15 protein-coding genes are annotated in these 18,159 nt (G+C 40.6%); 6 read left to right on the plus strand and 9 right to left on the minus strand.

The features are described 5' to 3' along the window. The first annotated feature begins 99 nt into the window (after positions 1-99). Complete coding sequence (locus ACI3EW_RS08415) at positions 100-1,359, plus strand: FAD-dependent oxidoreductase (RefSeq protein WP_118532705.1); 1,260 nt, start codon at positions 100-102, stop codon at positions 1,357-1,359. Between the two features lie 172 nt (positions 1,360-1,531). Here ACI3EW_RS08415 and ACI3EW_RS08420 read toward each other — a convergent pair whose 3' ends face one another. The 3 genes from ACI3EW_RS08420 to ACI3EW_RS08430 form a co-directional block, all read right to left on the minus strand. Continuing rightward, a complete protein-coding gene (locus tag ACI3EW_RS08420; RefSeq protein ID WP_405579304.1) occupies positions 1,532-2,575 on the minus strand; it encodes a tyrosine-type recombinase/integrase in 1,044 nt (347 codons plus the stop codon). Further along, the gene (locus tag ACI3EW_RS08425; protein ID WP_405579307.1) at positions 2,572-3,543 is read right to left on the minus strand and encodes a coiled-coil domain-containing protein; all 972 of its coding nucleotides are present in this window, start codon (positions 3,541-3,543) and stop codon (positions 2,572-2,574) included. Before ACI3EW_RS08425 ends, ACI3EW_RS08420 begins: the two co-directional genes overlap by 4 nt. Before the next feature lie 550 nt (positions 3,544-4,093). Next, entirely contained in the window at positions 4,094-4,753 is a 660-nt protein-coding gene (locus ACI3EW_RS08430; protein WP_252197360.1) for a helix-turn-helix domain-containing protein, read from the minus strand. Positions 4,754-4,998: 245 nt separating this feature from the next. Between ACI3EW_RS08430 and ACI3EW_RS08435 the strand changes: the two genes are divergently transcribed. Next, the gene (locus tag ACI3EW_RS08435; RefSeq protein ID WP_118321049.1) at positions 4,999-5,991 is read left to right on the plus strand and encodes a helix-turn-helix transcriptional regulator; all 993 of its coding nucleotides are present in this window, start codon (positions 4,999-5,001) and stop codon (positions 5,989-5,991) included. Positions 5,992-6,497: 506 nt separating this feature from the next. Here ACI3EW_RS08435 and ACI3EW_RS08440 read toward each other — a convergent pair. Further along, a complete protein-coding gene (locus tag ACI3EW_RS08440; protein ID WP_405579311.1) occupies positions 6,498-7,361 on the minus strand; it encodes a helix-turn-helix transcriptional regulator in 864 nt (287 codons plus the stop codon). A gap of 199 nt (positions 7,362-7,560) precedes the next feature. Here ACI3EW_RS08440 and ACI3EW_RS08445 point away from each other — a divergent pair, with 199 nt between their 5' ends. The 4 genes from ACI3EW_RS08445 to ACI3EW_RS08460 all read left to right on the plus strand — a co-directional run bounded on the left by ACI3EW_RS08445 (position 7,561) and on the right by ACI3EW_RS08460 (position 13,668). Then, on the plus strand, positions 7,561-10,599 hold the full coding sequence (locus ACI3EW_RS08445) for a glycoside hydrolase family 2 TIM barrel-domain containing protein (RefSeq protein WP_405579314.1): 3,039 nt from the start codon (positions 7,561-7,563) through the stop codon (positions 10,597-10,599). 48 nt (positions 10,600-10,647) lie between these two features. Beyond that, complete coding sequence (locus ACI3EW_RS08450) at positions 10,648-12,045, plus strand: MFS transporter (RefSeq protein WP_329752534.1); 1,398 nt, start codon at positions 10,648-10,650, stop codon at positions 12,043-12,045. A 552-nt stretch (positions 12,046-12,597) separates the two neighbouring features. Further along, on the plus strand, positions 12,598-13,398 hold the full coding sequence (locus ACI3EW_RS08455) for a helix-turn-helix transcriptional regulator (RefSeq protein ID WP_317297457.1): 801 nt from the start codon (positions 12,598-12,600) through the stop codon (positions 13,396-13,398). 132 nt (positions 13,399-13,530) lie between these two features. After that, a complete protein-coding gene (locus tag ACI3EW_RS08460; RefSeq protein WP_405579319.1) occupies positions 13,531-13,668 on the plus strand; it encodes a hypothetical protein in 138 nt (45 codons plus the stop codon). A 408-nt stretch (positions 13,669-14,076) separates the two neighbouring features. Here the strand turns inward: ACI3EW_RS08460 and ACI3EW_RS08465 are convergent, their stop codons facing one another. The 5 genes from ACI3EW_RS08465 to ACI3EW_RS08485 all read right to left on the minus strand — a co-directional run bounded on the left by ACI3EW_RS08465 (position 14,077) and on the right by ACI3EW_RS08485 (position 17,741). Next, positions 14,077-15,129 (minus strand): tyrosine-type recombinase/integrase, encoded by a 1,053-nt coding sequence (locus tag ACI3EW_RS08465; RefSeq protein WP_405579371.1) that lies wholly within the window; start codon positions 15,127-15,129, stop codon positions 14,077-14,079. Further along, positions 15,129-16,013 carry a tRNA lysidine(34) synthetase gene (locus ACI3EW_RS08470; RefSeq protein ID WP_405579322.1) on the minus strand — a complete coding sequence of 295 codons (885 nt, stop codon included), beginning with the start codon at positions 16,011-16,013 and terminating at the stop codon, positions 15,129-15,131. Before ACI3EW_RS08470 ends, ACI3EW_RS08465 begins: the two co-directional genes overlap by 1 nt. A 262-nt stretch (positions 16,014-16,275) precedes the next feature. Beyond that, positions 16,276-16,902 carry a hypothetical protein gene (locus tag ACI3EW_RS08475; protein WP_405579325.1) on the minus strand — a complete coding sequence of 209 codons (627 nt, stop codon included), beginning with the start codon at positions 16,900-16,902 and terminating at the stop codon, positions 16,276-16,278. 38 nt (positions 16,903-16,940) lie between these two features. Continuing rightward, positions 16,941-17,090 carry a hypothetical protein gene (locus tag ACI3EW_RS08480; RefSeq protein WP_158553069.1) on the minus strand — a complete coding sequence of 50 codons (150 nt, stop codon included), beginning with the start codon at positions 17,088-17,090 and terminating at the stop codon, positions 16,941-16,943. A gap of 366 nt (positions 17,091-17,456) precedes the next feature. Next, a complete protein-coding gene (locus tag ACI3EW_RS08485) occupies positions 17,457-17,741 on the minus strand; it encodes a hypothetical protein (RefSeq protein WP_021905074.1) in 285 nt (94 codons plus the stop codon). Between the last annotated feature and the right edge of the window lie 418 nt (positions 17,742-18,159).

Below are 18,159 nucleotides of genomic sequence, written 5' to 3' on the forward strand. Positions count from 1 at the left end.
GCTGCGGCACATTTTTTATCCGCTGATTTCAAATCCCTGCATGATCGCATGTTTCAATGTAATATTAGGATATTGACAGAAAAAGGAGTACAGTTTACTATGGAACGTTTATATCAGTATGATGTCGTTGTTGTTGGAGGCGGGACAGCCGGTGTGTCTGCTGCGGTCGGCGCTGCGAAAACCGGAGCGAAAACACTTTTGATCGAGAGAAATGCTTATCTTGGCGGAGAGGCGACCCATTCCGGGGTCAGCACCTTCTGCGGCTTTTTTACCTGCGGAAAGAATCCGGTTCGTGTCGTTGAGGGCGTAGGGCAGCTCGTGTTAGATGAGATGGAGGCACTTGGGCCGACCGTGGACTATGTCATTTCCGCGACCGGAAACTACAATGTCAATTTCCAGCCCGAATACTTAAAATGTGCGATGGACAATCTGTTGGAAAAAGAACATGTGGATTACTTTTTGCATACATACATGACCAGTGCGAAGGTGGAACTTGGATCCATTGTTTCTATTCAGTGTTCCGATGATGAGGGAAGCTTTACCGTAATGGCAAAAAACTTTGTGGATGCATCCGGAGATGCGAATCTCGCTCATCGCTCCGGGGCAAAACTGATATGGGGCGGAGACGACGGACACCCGCAGGCGGCAACCATGCCATTCCGGTTAAGCGGTGTCAACACGAACTGTGACATGTCACCTGAAGCTGTGGGGCGTGCAGTAAGAAAGGCCAAGGAGGCAGGAATCCCGAACCTTACAAGAGAAAAGGGATTTATCCTGAAAAAAGAGCATTCTGATATTGTCAGTGTTCTTCTTCCAAGTGTAATTCCGGAGGGACTGACAGCCGCAGACCTTACCCATATGGAGCGGGAAACCAGAAAACAGGTGCTCAGTTATGTACAGGCCTTAAAAACCTACATGCCTGGCATGGAGCACGCAGAGTTAGCGGTCATCGGACCGTCCATCGGTTTTCGGGAAACGAGAAGAATGGTCGGAAAAGAAACCCTTACCGTGGATGATGTGCTTACCGGAAAAAAGTGCCAGAACAGTGTAGCCCGCTGTGGGTGGAAACCGGAGATCCATAAAGATGTTGACAAGATGGCAACTTATCTGGATGTGAAGGAAGGAAGCTATTTCGACATTCCACTTGGTGCACTGCAGTCAGAAAACATCGAAAACCTATACGGTGCAGGCCGTATGATTTCTTCCGATGAAGCAGCATTTGCGGCAGTCCGCGTCATGGGAACCTGCTTTGCAACCGGACACGCTGCCGGAGTTGCCGCCGCATGTCATGCCCTGGAGGGAACGGCAGAGATAAAACACGTTCAGGAGGTTTTGAAAAAGCAGGGGGCATTGGTATAGGATGCGTAGAGAATATCCGAAAAACGGTATCAATTTCTGAAATGCGTCTTGAAGACGTTTTTCAATTTCTGAAATGCGTCTCGAAGACGCTTTTCGATTTTTGAAATGGTCTCGAAAAAGACAGAAATCTAAAAGACGACGTAATGATCAGAAATACGGAAAACCCGGATACTCACAGAATATCCAGGTTCTTCACACTCTTTCTCCGGTCTTCCTCGATCGCCGCATAGAATTTTCTTGTAATATTTACATCATTATGGCCAAGAATATCTGCAACCAGGTAGATATCGTTGGTCTCCTTATAAACAGCGCTGCCATAGCTGCTCCGCAGCTTGTGCGGCGTTATTTTCTTTTTCGGTGCGATGATCGATGCGTATTTCTTTACAAGGTATTCCACGCTCCGCACCGTGATCCGCTGATTGCGCAGGGAGAGAAACAGGGCATTTTTGTGTTCCGGCAATGTCTCGATGCCGGTCCGGACCGACAGGTACTCATTCAGGCGCCTTGCCACCTCCGCATTGAAATACACGGTCGTCTCCTTGCCGCCTTTTCTGCGGATATGGATCCCGCTTTCTTTCATGTCCACATCATCCAGATTCAGTCCGACACATTCCGATACGCGGATCCCGGTTCCCAGCATCAGTGCCAGGAGAGCGCTGTCGCGGAGTCTGGTCCGTTCATGAAACGCTTTCTGTCTGCCTGACAGGCCGGATCCGCTGTCAACTTCCGCCAGCAGCTCCTTCATTTCCTCCGAATTGAGCCGGACGATCTCTTTGGCATGAGTCCGCGGCATCTGCATGGAAAGTGTCGGATTTACCGTTAAAAGTCCCACGCGGCAAAGATATCCAAAGAAACTCTTCAGTGAAAAGAACTTCCGTTTGATCCCCTGTTCCCTGTTCATATTCTTGTGTTCCGGATCATTCGGGCGGTATTTGAGATCTTCCAGGTAACGCTCGATATCCTGCACGGAAATCTGCGAGAGAGCTTCCGTCTGCAGCTGCTCCAACGGAATTTCTTTCCATTCCTCCTTTATCTCCTTCAGAAAATGAAAAAACATCGTCAGATCATACGCATAGGACAGCCGGGTCATGGAAGATGTCGACGGCTCGATCCCGCGAAAAAAGTCTGTACAGCAGGATGGGAGAGCAGAGAGCATTGCCTTCAGCTTTTCTTCATTTTTCTGATCCCGCTGTGCAAAGTACTGCGACTCACTCATACTGTCTGCTCCTTAATATTCCCTGAATTTTTGCCGGAAGAAGCATCAGCAGATGCCCGGAAATGTTCAAGTTCCGCGATGAGGCGGGCATTTTCCCGGTCAAGCTTGCGGAATTCTTCCTGCATTTCCCGTTCTTTGGCTGCAACAGCCCGTTCCATCGCAAGATCCGCCTGCATCTGTGCCTGCTTTAAACGGTTCTGGCAGTCCGTCTCTTGTTCCTTTAACTGGCTGTTTAACCCGGCAAGCTGCATTTTATTTTCAGCAGCCGCATGTTCCAGATCCCGGACCATGGCTGTAAGTTTCCCGATCTGCTCTTCGTAATCCTTTTTTGCCGCAGTTTCATTCGCGAGCTGACGAGAGAGTTCTTCCTGCTGCCTGCTCAGCTGTTCATTTTCTGATTTGATCGCCGCACTGATCTTAACGATCTCGTCATAATGGGCCGCCTTTTTCTGAAGCTGTTCCACCTGGTCTCTCAGCACATGGTTCAGTTCTTCCAGATCATTGGCCGACTTCCGGGCAGCCTCCATCGCCTGTTTCATACTGAGAGCATTTTCTTCGATTTGTTTTTTCTCCTCGGTCAACGTCTCAAACGATCCGGCAAGTTTCTCTTTTTCGTCCACAGCCTGATCGGCCTTTTCCCGCAGTTCATCGATCGTCCGGTCTTTCCGCTGCAGATCCGTTTTAAAACGCTCCGCCACGCGGGCCTCCGTCGTGTTTCCAAGTTCAAGACTTGTGAGATATGCGGCAAGAAGATCTTTTGTCAACCGCTCAAAATTTTCTATCTCAACGGCACGCCCCGGGGTCGCTGCCTTTGCGTTATTTAACTCCAACACCTGGATCAGATGATCGAATCCCTGTGCCTGATTCATTCCATTTGCAGTGCAGAACGACCTGAACGCGTCCGCAGATGCCTGGTCGATACGAAAATTGACCTGCCGGATCTCTTTTTCATTCTTTTCTGTGCTCATTTTACCGTGCCTCCTGAATTGTTCTTAGTATAGCATGGCATGGGAGAGGAGTCAACTTGATCGTGCGAATGATATACATGTTATACATAGATATTGCTATACATAGCTATTAAGGGACAAAAGTCAGAGAAAAAGCAGGCAAAAGCGGAGAGAACAGAGTTGAATACAGGGAAAAGGTGTAAAAAAGCAGATAAAACGTCAGAAAATTCAAAAGTGTGCGCACACAATTAAAACAATTTGGCTCAGAACCCGCCGAAACGGCCCATATTATTTCGTAAAACCCGAGTTTTACGCAATAATATGGGGTGAGAGATACAGAACAATGGAAGATGCAAGTTGACTATACTTTTATTGAAATAGAGCGTCAATTCAAAGAAAAATAGCCGATTGCATTGTAATAGTAGAGTTAATATTGTGAAATAGTCCTATCGAATACAAAAAGCAGTTTAAAGTTTGCTATAGAACACTATTTTCTTAAATTGAGAGATATTTTCTTTAAAAAAGTCCATCCACAATTGTTTTAGAATTAAAAAGGACTCGTAAATTTTTATCATGCAGCACCTCGTTCCTTTTCGATCATTCCCATAAGTTCTTCACAGAATTCCGCATAATCGCTATGACCGAGCAGGAGCATCTTGTTATACAGTGATTCCATGGTCCTCTCAAAACCGGCGATGTCCTTCTTCCATACCCGGCAGGTAATAATGCAGTACGGAGAACCATTTCGTTTAAATTCATGACCGAATCGTACGGGAACCTGATTCTGCGCAAACAGAGCATCTGCAAGATAGTCTTCATGGTCGACGTACATGTACTGGCAAGAGAGGATGGAAAGTCCGCCCAGTTTCAAAAAATTTTTCATAATTTTTTCTCTCCTTACACTTTTTCCGTATCGTTTTCTTATAGTATGATTATAAGAGAGACGAGCCGGAATGTCATTGAACCTGTAGTTTAAGAAGATCCGTGAAAAAGAAATATCCCCGTCAATGACGAGGATATCTTCGATACTGGTATGTAACAGTCTGCTGAGGATGATAAAGTTATCCAGGCTCGGCAGAGATTTTCCGGAGATCCATTTATAGATCGCCTGCGGGTTTTCAAAACCAAAAGCTCCCTGGATTTCACGGATCGTATAGTTCTGCTCCGAGAGTAACTGTTTGATCCGCTTCCCGGTTTCTACTGGCCGGATTGACAGATACATTGGTTCCATTTGCTCATTCCTCCATGATTCTGCTCCATCCCGAAACACTGTCCTTATATTAACATAAAACTGAGAAAATGAGTAGCAGAAAATTGCTTTTTCATGATGGCTGGTGATTTTATAGGACACCATCTATGCTATGATACAGGTATCAGTTCCGCCAGTCGGATTTTCATTCTGGCAAATTTAAGAATTTATTGTATACTATCACTATATAGTATGAAATAGCTTGCAAAGAAAAGGGAAGTATGATTATGCCAAAAGGAACCAATCAGAAATTAAAATTATATCGTCTGGCTCAAATTATGCTGGAACAGACAGATGACGAGCATTATATCACGATGGCAGAGATCATGGAGGCGCTAAGACGATACGACATCACTGCGGATCGAAAAAGCCTTTATAATGATCTGCGTGACCTGTCCTCTTTTGGAATCGAGGTTGAGGGTGAGTCTGTCGGCAATCGTTACCATTATCATGTGGTCAGCAGACCATTTGAACTGCCGGAACTGAAGCTGCTTGTAGATGCCATTCAATCATCTAAATTTATTACAGAAAAGAAAACGAATATTCTGATCAAAAAGCTCGAGAAACTGGTAAGCAAATATGATGCCCAGAAGCTGCAGCGTCAGGTTTATGTATCCGGCCGGATCAAAACGATGAATGAAAGCATCTATTATTCGGTCAATACGATTCATGCCGCTATTTCTGAAAACCGGAAGATCAAATTTCAATATTACCAGTGGAACGCGAAAAAGGAAATGGAATTGCGGCATAATGGGAAATGGTATCATATCAGCCCATGGGGACTCCTGTGGGATGATGAGAATTATTATATGATCGGTTTTGATTCAGAGGCTCAAAAGATAAAGCATTACCGTGTGGACAAAATGCTGAAAATCAATTTATCAGAAGAGCCCCGTGATGGAAAAGAAGCTTTCTCAAAACTCAATATGGCAGATTATACCAAAAAAAGTTTTGGCATGTATGGCGGTAAGGAAGAAAAGGTTAAGCTTTTGATCCATAATGATCTGGTCGGGGTTATCATTGACCGATTTGGGAGAGATATCATGCTGTTCCCGGCAGATGCAGATCATGTCACCGCCAATGTAGATGTCCGTGTCAGCCGGCAGTTCCTGGCCTGGGTATTTTCACTGGGCCCAAATGTAAAAATTCTCGGACCGGAGGATGTTGTGGAAACCATGAAGAGAGAAGCTTCCCGGCTGATGGAACAGTACGGAGGCTGATATGTCAGTCAACAGTAAAAAATTTTGTACTTTATAGTTAGGGGTTAATAAATGGCTTAGATACAAGGATTATAGCATAAAGTACAAAAATTTCAAAATGTACTTTATTTCAGAATGTACTTTATTTCGAAACAGAATAAAGTACATTTTTTATTGTCCGGATGTAGTGGGGGAGTGGTTTTAGGGGAGAAAATAAAGTACATTTTCAAATCGCTCCATTTTGGAAATTTCATAAATAGTGGAAAATAGAGATGCCGATGATTTCAGAACATGTCAAGATGTTGATACTGTTTGGCTCATTTTGTAATGATCACTATTGCCTGTTTTTAGTCATAATTGAAATCCTTATATCTATTGCATTTTGGCAAATTTAAAAGGAAGGTTCCTTTGCCGTAGCAGATGACACCTTCCTTTAATGATTGATTTTTCTGTTGTCCGCCAACTGATCGGCACCCGAAGCCCGATAAGCAATTTAGATAAATTGGATTCTTATAATATTATGGTTTTCAGAACTTATTTCTTATCTTTTGGTATTCTCTAGGTGAATATCCTTTTAGCTTGTGGAAGAGTCGGCTGAAATAAAGCTGGTTATCATACCCGACAATCTTAGAAATCTCATTGATGGAATAAGTTGTTGTTTCAAGTAAAATCTGAGCATTGGTGATTCGGATTCCTACAATAAATTGCATTGGTGTGGAACCAGTGAATTTTTTGAAATTTCGGATAAACCAGCTGACACTCATCCCTCGTGAGGCAGCATAATCGTCAATATTGATATTCTGATGGTAGTTTTCACTGAAAAAGGTAACAGCGATATCCATCTCATGATCAAGATATTCATTTTTTGATATGTGCTCTCTAGTCAGTTCCCGGTGAAAGCTAATTAAAAGATGGCGTAGCAAAAGGACAAGCATTTCCTCATAATTATCCTGACAGCGTTGGAGTTCGATGATAATACGTTTGAAAATCCGTTCATATTCGTTAGATGAACCAACTTGAAAGATACGTTCTTTATCTGGAAATCCATATTGGCGTAAGATTTTTTTCACATCGCTTCCTGTGAAGTGAATCCAGTATGCTTCTGTCTTATCTTCTCCATAATATTCATATTTCTGAAGTTCTTTCGGTCTGTAAAGTACAAGGTTACCGGCAGGAACAATCGTTTCGTTATCTACATTATCAAAATGGAAATGTCCACAACCAGCAGTGATATATATAATCTGATAATCCAGACGTCCTCTTGGACGGTAGGTGGGAAGCTTGGGAAGGCTGGAAAGACGATAAGTACCACAGCTTCCTACAATCAGTGGACGACTTTTGTCTTTAAAATCCATATGTGAGTGGTTCAAATAACCGGCGTTCATATACATAGGACGGCACCTCTTTTCATACTTTTTATTATTGTATCATTTAGTGCATATTTTGTCCAATCTAATTCATAGACATATTTTGCGGATTAGGATAATCTATATTTAGAAAACAAAGAAACGTAAGGATAAAAGAAAAGGATAAGATTTTCTGTGGGAGAACAAAGAGCAAAAAAGTATATGTATTGGAGGAGAGCTATTTATGATTGTACCGCGTTATTATGAGAATTTAAGTGTATTGCATGAAAACACAATGCCAGCCAGAGCCTATTATATTCCGGCATCCAAAAGAATGGATAACCTGGTGGAACACAGAGAAGAATCAGATCGTATGCAGTTATTGAATGGAACTTGGAAATTCCAGTATTTTAACAGCATTTATGACATTCAGGATGCTTTCTTTGAAAAGGATTATGATACGGAACACTTTGATGGGATTCAGGTTCCGAGTGTATGGCAGATGGCAGGATATGATATGCATCAGTATACAAACATCCGGTATCCGTTTCCATTTGATCCGCCATACGTGCCGCAGGATATTCCGTGTGGAGCTTATGTGCATACTTTTGATTACAGCAGAGATGAGAAAGCATCAAGAGCCTTTTTGAACTTTGAAGGGGTAGACAGTTGCTTTTATGTATGGATCAATGGCTCTTACGTAGGATACAGTCAGGTTTCACATATGACCAGTGAGTTTGATATTACCGATGTACTTCAGGATGGAACGAATACCGTGGCAGTTTTAGTAATGAAGTGGTGTGATGGTTCTTATCTGGAAGACCAGGACAAATTCCGTATGAGTGGTATTTTCCGGGATGTGTACATTTTAAAACGTCCGGAGCAGGCAATCAGCGATTACCATATAAAAACAAAAATTGAGGATATGATTGCAAAAGTAGAACTTGACATGAAGTTTTACTTCCCAATAAATGTAAAGATTTCGATAGAAGACAGAAACGGAGCAGTTGTAGCAGTAGGAAGTATTGCCGAAGAAGGAGCTGCTGTTTTAGAAATTGCAAGTCCGGAACTTTGGAATACAGAAAATCCATATCTGTATAAATTGATTCTTGAGACAGAAAATGAAGTAATCGTAGATCATATTGCACTCAGAAAGATAGAGATTAAAGATCAGGTTATTTACTTAAATGGACAGAAGATTAAATTCCGTGGAGTCAATCGTCATGATTCTGATCCGGTTACTGGGTTTACGATCAGCCGGGAACAGATTATAACGGATCTTACGTTAATGAAACAGCATAATTTTAATGCGATCCGTTCCAGCCACTATCCGAATGTACCATTTTTCTATGAAATGTGTGACAAGTATGGATTTATGGTGATAGATGAAGCAGATATTGAGGCTCATGGACCATTTATGCTCTACAGAAAAGAAGACACCGATTATAACCGGTTCAAACGGTGGAATGAAAAGATTGCTGATGACCCGGTATGGGAAGAGTCAATCGTTGATCGTGTGAAACTCATGGTGGAACGTGATAAAAACCGTTTTTGTATTGTCATGTGGTCAATGGGAAATGAGAGCGCATATGGTTGTAACTTTGAAAAAGCATTGGAATGGACAAAAAAATTTGATCCAGACCGTATCACCCAATATGAGAGTGCAAGATATCGTAATTACGATAAAACATATGATTACAGCAATCTGGATGTGTACAGCCGTATGTATCCAGCTCTTTCTGAGATTCAGGAATATCTGGACAAGGATGGAAGCAAACCATTCCTTTTGGTAGAGTACTGTCACAGTATGGGAAATGGTCCTGGAGATTTTGAAGATTATTTCCAGATGATCCAGAATAACGATAAAATGTGCGGCGGCTTTGTTTGGGAATGGTGTGACCATGCGATTGCTCATGGGACTGCTGAGAATGGAAAGGCAATCTACGCTTACGGAGGTGATCATGGCGAAGAAATCCATGATGGTAATTTCTGCATGGATGGATTAGTATATCCGGACAGAACGGTGCACACAGGGCTTTTGGAATACAAGAATGTTTATCGTCCGGCAAGAGTTATTTCCTATAACAAAGAAAGCGGAGAACTGGTACTTCATAACTACATGGATTTTGATGACTTGAAAGATTATGTGAAGATCAATTATGAACTGACACAGGACGGGCTTGTAATCAGCAAAGGTAAACTTCCAGAGGTTTCAGCGGCACCACACAGTGAAGGAAAAATAGACCTTAAAATCAATGTGCCAGAGAGTGGAAAATGTTATTTAAAATTTATTTACCATCTGAAAAAGAAATTGCCACTGCTGGATGAAAACTATATTCTTGGATTTGATGAAATTGAGGTAAGCAAAGATGATGCAAAATGTAAACTTGCAGAGAAATGGCTACAAAAAACAGCAGTGGACTCTGAACTACAGGTAAATGAAAATGATACACAGATTCATATCAAGGGGCGTGAATTTGCTTATACCATAGACAAACGTACTGCACTCTTTACAGAGATGAAATTCGCAGGGCGGGAATACCTGAACCATCCGATGGAATTAAATATTTGGAGAGCTCCAACAGATAACGATATGTACATTAAGTCTGAATGGAAGAAAGCACATTATGATAGGGCTTATACAAGAGCCTATACGACAGAGGTCGTGCAGGGAAGACATGGGGTAAAGATTATAAGCCATGCTTCTGTTGTGGCAAAAACAGTACAGAAGATTCTTGACGTGATGATTGCATGGAAAATTGATGACATTGGACGGATTGATGCAGATATTGCAGTAACAAAAGATGATGAGTTCCCGGATCTGCCGAGATTTGGTGTGAGAATGTTTCTGGACAAGAAACTTACAGATGCCAGATACTTTGGATTGGGACCACAGGAAAGCTATCGAGATAAGCATCAGGCTGCGAGTCATGGCCTGTATCGGGCAAATGTAGGTGACCTGCATGAGGATTATATCCGCCCACAGGAAAATGGTAGTCATTATGATTGTGAATACGTAGAACTTAACAACAGCCGATATGGCATTGTGGTATCTGCGGAAAACGCTTTCTCATTTAATGCTTCTTATTATACACAGGAAGAACTTGAGAAGAAAACGCATAATTATGAATTGACAGAATCAGATAGTGTAGTATTTTGTGTTGATTATGCATTAAATGGAATTGGCTCTAATAGTTGTGGCCCGGTTGTATTGGATCAGTACCGATTTGATGATGTATTGTTCCGGTTCCAGTTTACTCTGGTACCGTATGTAAAGGGGTAATAAAATTTCAGGTGACCTGTAAACAAGGAAGGAGAGTATGGTTGTCTTATGGGAGAAAAAAAGTATTTAAAATGGTATAACAAAATTGGATATGGTTCGGGTGATATTGCAGGTAATGTAGTCTATGCGTTCCTGACATCCTTCATGATGCCCTATCTGACAGACTCAGTAGGACTTGCTGCAGGTGTCGTAGGTACCCTGATTGCCGTATCAAAACTATTTGATGGTTTCACGGATATATTTTTTGGATCAATGATCGACAAAACACACAGTAAAATGGGAAAAGCAAAGCCTTGGATGCTGTATGGATATATTGGCTGCGCCATTACATTAGTCTGCTGTTTTGCGGTACCAGTCAGCTTGGGGACGACTGCTAAATATGCATGGTTCTTTATCTCTTATACACTGTTAAATGGTGTGTTTTATACAGCAAACAATATTGCGTACTCAGCACTTACGTCACTGATTACAAAGAACAGCAAAGAGCGTGTACAGATGGGATCTTACCGTTTTATTTTTGCATTTTCAACAAGTCTTCTGATTCAGGCGATTACAGTTGGATTTGTAGATAAATGCGGTGGAGATGCTGCGGCATGGAGAACGGTTGCTATTATCTATGCAATTATCGGCCTTGTCGTAAATACGATTTCAGCACTTTCTGTTAAGGAACTTCCGGAGGAGGAACTTAATGAAGGAGAAGTAAAGAATGATAATGAAAAGTACGGAATGGTACAGGCATTCAAGCTTCTTGTCAAAAACAAATATTACATGATGATTTGTGGAACATATATTTTACAGCAGTTATATGGTGCCATGATTGGAGCTGGCATTTATTACATGACATGGGTACTGAAAAATAAGAATTTGTTTGGACAATTTGCATGGGCGGTAAACATTCCACTGATCATTGCCCTGATTTTCACACCGACATTAGTTGGTAAGTGGAAGGGTATGTATAAACTGAACTTGAGAGGTTATATCTTAGCAGTCATCGGTAGAGCACTTGTTGTTGTTGCCGGATATATGGGTAGTGTTCCGCTGATGATGGCGTTTACAGCTCTTGCAGCTTTAGGTCAGGGACCATGGCAGGGAGATATGAATGCTGTTATTGCATCCTGCTCTGAATACACTTATCTTACACAGGGAAAGAGAATTGATGGAACGATGTACTCTTGTACTTCTCTTGGTGTAAAAATCGGTGGAGGTATTGGAACCGCTGTTGTTGGATGGATGCTTGAGCTTAGTGGATATGTCGGAAAAAATGCAACTCAGCCACAGTCTGCACTTGATATGATGCAGTTCATGTATCTTTGGCTTCCGTTAATCTTTGATGTATTGATTATGTTTGCACTTTCAAGAATGAATGTTGAAGATGCAAATAAAAAACTGAAAGCAGAAAAAGGAATTGCTGCAGATGAAATAACAGATGCATCAGACATGAATTAGCATTTGACAGGGAAAAAGCATTGTTTGAACATTATTCAATAAGGCAATGCTTTTTCTATATAAATATCTTCAGGACATTTGATGATCTTGAGACGATTATTACAACTGCATGGAAATGGCATAGAAATCATCCGAATGGTTATGAAGCATAATATAAGGGCAGTAAAATGATTGATCAGCTGATTCCTGAATTGGTCGCTTATGGATTGCAAAGTGGATTAAATAGATGATCCAGATATAAGAGAACAGAGGAAGGAAAAGTTGTATTCAAAAGATTTATAGAAAGTCTATAAAAAAGACCACATCCTTTTGTGAAATGGTCTTAAGCAAAATATTCAGTTTTCACAAAACAGTCTGTTTAGTATTTATACATGGTATGGATGCGCAAAATATTCTGTGTAGAATAGTAAAAGGTCATTCAGGTATTTTTTAAGGTTGCTCATTTGCAATTCCTCCTTTCCTTGTTTACAAGTCGATTATAGGATAGATAAAAAAGGATTGCTTGCCAAATCGAAAGAAGATATAGACAAATGTTGCAAAGGAGAGTATTTCATGCAGTTAAAATATGTTGACACAAAAGAGGAAATTATAGCGGTCAATAAGAAGTCAAAACATATTGAACCTCATCTTCATAATGCACTGGAGATTGTATGTGTAACAAATGGAGCATTAGAGCTTGGTGTCGGACAGGAACTTTACCATATGGAAAAAGGAGATATTGGATTTGTATTTCCAGATATCATTCATCACTATCAGGTACTGACACCCGGTGTAAATACGGCCATTTATCTGATTGCATCGCCATTTGTGATTAGTAAATTTGCAGATATCATGCAATCCATGGCTCCCGAATATCCGATTATCAGAGCGGAAAAGGTTGAACAAGAGGTATATAGAGTTATAAATGCAATTTTAGAGACAGAACAGCCAGATATAACTGTTGCACAGGCATATCTTCAGATTGTGTTAGCACGTTGCATGGGAAAATTGAATTTGGTAGAAAAGAGTAATGTGGGGAGCAGGGATCTGATTTACCAGACGGTTTCCTATATATCAGCAAATTTCAAAAAAAAGTTTTCGCTGGAAGAGATGGCAAAAGATCTGGGGGTAAGCAAATATGTCTTATCTAGGCTTTTTTCTCAAATATTCCATAGAAATTTCAATCAATATCTTAATGATGCAAGGTTAAACTACGCATGTTATCGTCTGGAAAATACGAGGGATTCTATTACAAATATTTGTCTGGATAGTGGATTTGAAAGTCAAAGAACGTTTAACCGAACATTTAAAGAAAGATACAAAATATCGCCGAGTGACTATCGGAGTAAATGCGTGAAAGATATGTTGTTATAAACGGTTCTATTAATGGAAAAGAGCTTACTGTATCCACAAAGAAAAATCCGGAACGGAAGTTGCAGGCGGAAACCCATACCGTTATAGGAAAAGCAGCCGGAGACTTCCAGAACCAACAGAAGATCCAGAAAAATGATCATGAACAGAGGCTGGCAGGAATCTACTACAACCGAGGAAGAAATACAGGCTGTAAACCGGAACATTAATGAGCAGAAAAAGCAGACCATCGAGACGCTGCGGCAAACCATTAAGGAATGGGACATTGCATGAAGAATTGGAGAAACTGTTTCCAGAATTAAAATAGACACATATAATTGAACCGGCCTTCCATACATTGAGAGGGCATTCTTAATCAAAACATAAGGGAAATCCGTATAGACTAAGAGAAGGTCACTTTACATCCCTCAAAATGGGTAAAGTGACCTTTTTATATTATCTTTTATTTAAGGGGAATCATGTATTAGAAACTATTATAAAGTATAATTTAAAAATCTTTATACTTTATACAGTTTTACTTTTTACTTGGCAAATATGAATTTTGAACTTTATTTTAGCAAAATACTATTTTCACTTTACACGGAAATAAAGTACGAAATTAGCCTTTTTTACCTAAAAAATTTTTTTACTTTTGTACGAAAATTAAATTTTTACTTAGATAGTTTACATAATATAATTATGTCAATCTTCGCGCAGCTTTACAACATTCCGCGCCGACCGTCTGCGTTCTTCCTCTTGGGCAGCATAATGTTTTCTTGTCGTATTGACATCATTATGGCCTAAGACGGAGGCGACGAGGTAAATATCTCCGGTTTCCCGGTAAAGGCTTGTACCGTAGGTGCTGCGGAGCTTGTGTGGAGTGATCTTTTTCAGCGGTGTGACAAGTTTCGCGTATTTTTTTACGAGATTTTCCACGCTGCGCACATTGATCCGTTTCCGCTGCATGGAGAGAAAGAGGGCATCCTCATTTCCCGGGACGGCATCGATCATTTCACGCTCATCCAGATAGTCTTCCAGTACATCGCGGACTTCATCACTGAAGTAGATAACGGATTCCTTTCCGCCTTTCCGGTAAACTCTGGCACCGCAGGTATCAAGGTCGATATCATTGATATTTAATCCAACGCATTCAGAAACACGGATACCGGTTCCGAGGAGGAGTGACATCATTGCAAGGTCTCGAACCTTTGTTCGTTCATGGTAAAGTTTCTGTTTCTCGGTCAGTTTATCACCTTCCTCAACCTCATCGAGGAGCTTTGCCACCTCATCGATCTCCAGACGGATAATTTCCTTTTCGTGGAGCTTCGGCATGCGCACGAGGGCGGCGGGGTTCTTCTCGATCCGCTCATTTCGGAAGAAATAGCTGTAAAAGCTGCGAAGAGAAGAGACCTTCCGCATGAGTCCACGTTCTGTATTTATAACATCTTCATTTGTATCACTCGGATGACATTTCAGATAATCAATATATTCCTCCAGATCTGTCACCGTCAGCTTTTCAAGATCGGACGGTGTGAGAGTATGGGACGGATTATCAAAGGTGCCGGGATTGGCGGTCTTTAAGAACTGAAAAAATATTTTCAGATCATATGCGTAGGCAATCCTGGTTCTTGTGGACGTGCTTGTCTCGATTCCGCGGAAAAAATCGGAACAGAACGAAGGGAGTTCCTTCTGCAGCTCCCGAAGTTTCTTGATATTTTCAATATCTTTCTGTTCATGGTAGGAGAGTGTGGCCATCAAAATTCCTCCTTTTTATTCTTGCGTTCACGGTCATTTTCATGGCAATTATGTGATTCGGAAAGTTGTTCTTCCGCACCGGTCTGGTCTCTCTGCATTTTCACAGATGTCTCCGATCGACAGGCTTTATCATCCACCTCATCAGATGTTCCAGCCATTCCGATATTCCCAGAATTCCAGCCTTCAATATTTCCGGAAATTACCGCATGAAACAGCCGTTCCTTAATTCCCGGATTTTCTTTATTTAACTGCCTGGTTAAATTTTTAACATATTCGCGTTTCGTATGTCCATCCGCAGGGCATGGATTTTTGCACACAGGAAGATTATACTTATTCTTAAATCCGATCACATCAGCTTCAGAGACATACATGAGAGGGCGGATCACAGTAAGCTCTGTGCGGTCCAAAAATGTCTTTGGCGGGAATGTATAAAAACGTCCTTCGAACATTAAAGACAACAGCATTGTCTCAATAATATCATCCTTATGATGCGCGTAAGCGATCTTATTGCATCCGGCGGCCTTTGCCTCAAGGTTTAGGGCTCCTTTGCGCATTTTCGCACACAGAGAGCATGGATTGGACTCTTTACGGGTCTCAAAAACGATTTTCCCGATCTCGGTGGGGATTATCGTGAGCGGTACCTGAAAACCTTTGCAAAAGGCCTTTATGCCGCTGAAATCCTGAATTCCGAATCCGAGATCGACTGTGAATGCATGAAGCGTAAAATGTTTCGGGTAAAAGCGCTGCAGTTCATGGAGCGCATAGAGAAGAGCCAGACTGTCCTTACCGCCGGAGACACCGACAGCAATATGGTCTTGATCATCGATGAGATCGTAGTCATCAACGGCCTGACGGACCAGACTTAAAAGACGTTGTAATTTCATAAAAAACCTCATTTCATGGAATATATTGGAAATATGGGTGCTTTTGCGCGGAACTATTCGATAAACTGTTCTTTCACGAATAGTTGGAAATCTATCCATATCATACCCTATTCCATCCCCAATGTCAATATTCCGGCTTTCAAAACAAAAAATGCCATAATATATTGTCGATGTAGGTAAACATGTCACAAAGATGTAGGACACTTATCACAATCACATGGAAATCCCGCTTTTCTACTATTTTTTCGGAATTATATAGGAATTATTCAATATTACTTTTTTTCTCCAGGACATAATTATCATTATCACCGGTTAGCGGATCGCTGCCTATGGTAATCAATGGTATGCTGTTGGTTTGCCATTTTTCATAGATAGCTTTAAAATTCTGTGTTTTGATTAATAAATCCTGCTTATTATCCTCTGAAGTATGTATCGAATCATATGGCAGTTCCCGTGTCTCTAATATTTCTTTCTGGCCCTTCTGATTAAAGGAAAATATTTCAAAATGGTAATTTCCTATGCCATTCCATATCTCAGGTGTATACTGTAGGATATAGTTTTTATGGTCAACAACAGTTAAATAGTACCAACGCCATCCAGCATGGTTATCAGAGGCATTGTCTTTATATATTACAATAGGATTGCCATCTATTATAGCATATATTTCCAATGTGATTTCCAAGGCATCCTGGCTTATAACAAGTAACTCATCATTACCATCATGTGTTAAATCTACCATAAGAGTTCCTGCAATATTCTCTTCGGGATAACGTGATAAAATATCCTCGAAAAAATTATATTGGTTATTTTTCGTGGCAATAAGAAAACACCCTAATCCCAAAAGTATCATACATATAAAAATCAAAATCTCAAACTTTGTTTTTTTCATTTTTCCCTCTTGCTGTGAAGTTCAAAGTTATGTTTAATTTATACTAAATAATTGGTGAAGCCATTATTGATATCATCTACCGTATAGGTTTTAGATTCCCCCGCCTTTTGATCTGCAAAAGAGGTGGATGAATAGGCAGACAAGAGGAATAGTGTCATGCTGCAGAGTACCAGAAATCTTTTTTTCATAGAGTGCTCTCCTTTTCATTGTTTAGCATGTCTCGTTACTTAGTGTGCAGTGCTAGTTATCTACATGGGACATATCCATTGGAATCATCTCCTTTTCAATATTCGTTAATCCTTTTGTTTTCATATGTTATATGAAACAAACTTTCCTATTCACATTCATATGTTACTGCCATATAGCTCTTTGCCACAGAAACCATGTTTTTACGGATTTATTCATCATAGCGACCTCCTTATCCGGGAGGCATCCATCTTAATGGGGCTTTATTAATTATATTTTTCAGGAACTGATCCAACTCAAAATCTATCGATTTGTCCATGACATATTTTGGTCTGTTCACCGTAATGTTCTTCCCGCAAAAAATAATATTATATTGGTATGTTTCCATTGATATAATGGCTCCTTTGTCCCGGCCATTTGGGTGGAGTGATTGAGAATACAGGTTTCTTTTTTCTGTCATTAAACAGGATTGTAAATTCTTCAATCTTTTGCTGACCTGTTATTCTCTTTTTATAAGGTGGGGACACGAGTATGATCCCGGCGATTTTTTCTGCGTTTAAATTATCAAGTCTAGTTATTTTTCCAAAAAATATTACGCCCATGGTTATCAGCACGAAAATGATATATCTTATTTTAATTTTCTCCTTGCCCATACTGCCTCCTGTCTTGGTGCAGTCCGCGTTACTCTTTCCTTTTTTTGAATTATATTATCGAATTGTACTGTTTTCAATACACTTCTTCATATCTTCATAATTCGTAATATATTGTTTATATTTTAGTTAATTATCTATAATTTTTTCTCTTATAAGCATCCAAAAAATCTTCAGCGTATCCAATTATCAGCGCAGAACTGCCTCGATTCAATTTTTATTAATTCTTTTTCTTCACTTTCGTTATCGGCAACTAAAGCAAGCACCTTCTCTCCAGCCACATTCCAGTCTTTCTAGACCCCTGATGTGCTGTAAAGAAGGTGCTGCACATGATCCGCACAAAAATGTTCATCACAATCATCAAATCAATTTCATACAGATCAAATTATTTAAAATTACTTTTTAGTCCCCAGAACCAGAC

The organism is Pilosibacter rotomagensis, assembly GCF_045062245.2.
GTDB lineage: Bacteria > Bacillota > Clostridia > Lachnospirales > Lachnospiraceae > Pilosibacter.

Excerpts from the sequence above, each read along its gene's own strand:
- ACI3EW_RS08450 (WP_329752534.1), top strand. The coding sequence starts at position 10,648 with ATGGGAGAAAAAAAGTATTTAAAATGGTATAACAAAATTGGATATGGT.
- ACI3EW_RS08425 (WP_405579307.1), bottom strand. The coding sequence starts at position 3,543 with ATGAGCACAGAAAAGAATGAAAAAGAGATCCGGCAGGTCAATTTTCGT.
- ACI3EW_RS08470 (WP_405579322.1), bottom strand. The coding sequence starts at position 16,013 with ATGAAATTACAACGTCTTTTAAGTCTGGTCCGTCAGGCCGTTGATGAC.
- ACI3EW_RS08455 (WP_317297457.1), top strand. The coding sequence starts at position 12,598 with ATGCAGTTAAAATATGTTGACACAAAAGAGGAAATTATAGCGGTCAAT.
- ACI3EW_RS08475 (WP_405579325.1), bottom strand. The coding sequence starts at position 16,902 with ATGAAAAAAACAAAGTTTGAGATTTTGATTTTTATATGTATGATACTT.
- ACI3EW_RS08440 (WP_405579311.1), bottom strand. The coding sequence starts at position 7,361 with ATGTATATGAACGCCGGTTATTTGAACCACTCACATATGGATTTTAAA.
- ACI3EW_RS08485 (WP_021905074.1), bottom strand. The coding sequence starts at position 17,741 with ATGGGCAAGGAGAAAATTAAAATAAGATATATCATTTTCGTGCTGATA.
- ACI3EW_RS08460 (WP_405579319.1), top strand. The coding sequence starts at position 13,531 with ATGATCATGAACAGAGGCTGGCAGGAATCTACTACAACCGAGGAAGAA.
- ACI3EW_RS08430 (WP_252197360.1), bottom strand. The coding sequence starts at position 4,753 with ATGGAACCAATGTATCTGTCAATCCGGCCAGTAGAAACCGGGAAGCGG.
- ACI3EW_RS08445 (WP_405579314.1), top strand. The coding sequence starts at position 7,561 with ATGATTGTACCGCGTTATTATGAGAATTTAAGTGTATTGCATGAAAAC.
- ACI3EW_RS08435 (WP_118321049.1), top strand. The coding sequence starts at position 4,999 with ATGCCAAAAGGAACCAATCAGAAATTAAAATTATATCGTCTGGCTCAA.
- ACI3EW_RS08465 (WP_405579371.1), bottom strand. The coding sequence starts at position 15,129 with ATGGCCACACTCTCCTACCATGAACAGAAAGATATTGAAAATATCAAG.
- ACI3EW_RS08480 (WP_158553069.1), bottom strand. The coding sequence starts at position 17,090 with ATGAAAAAAAGATTTCTGGTACTCTGCAGCATGACACTATTCCTCTTG.
- ACI3EW_RS08415 (WP_118532705.1), top strand. The coding sequence starts at position 100 with ATGGAACGTTTATATCAGTATGATGTCGTTGTTGTTGGAGGCGGGACA.
- ACI3EW_RS08420 (WP_405579304.1), bottom strand. The coding sequence starts at position 2,575 with ATGAGTGAGTCGCAGTACTTTGCACAGCGGGATCAGAAAAATGAAGAA.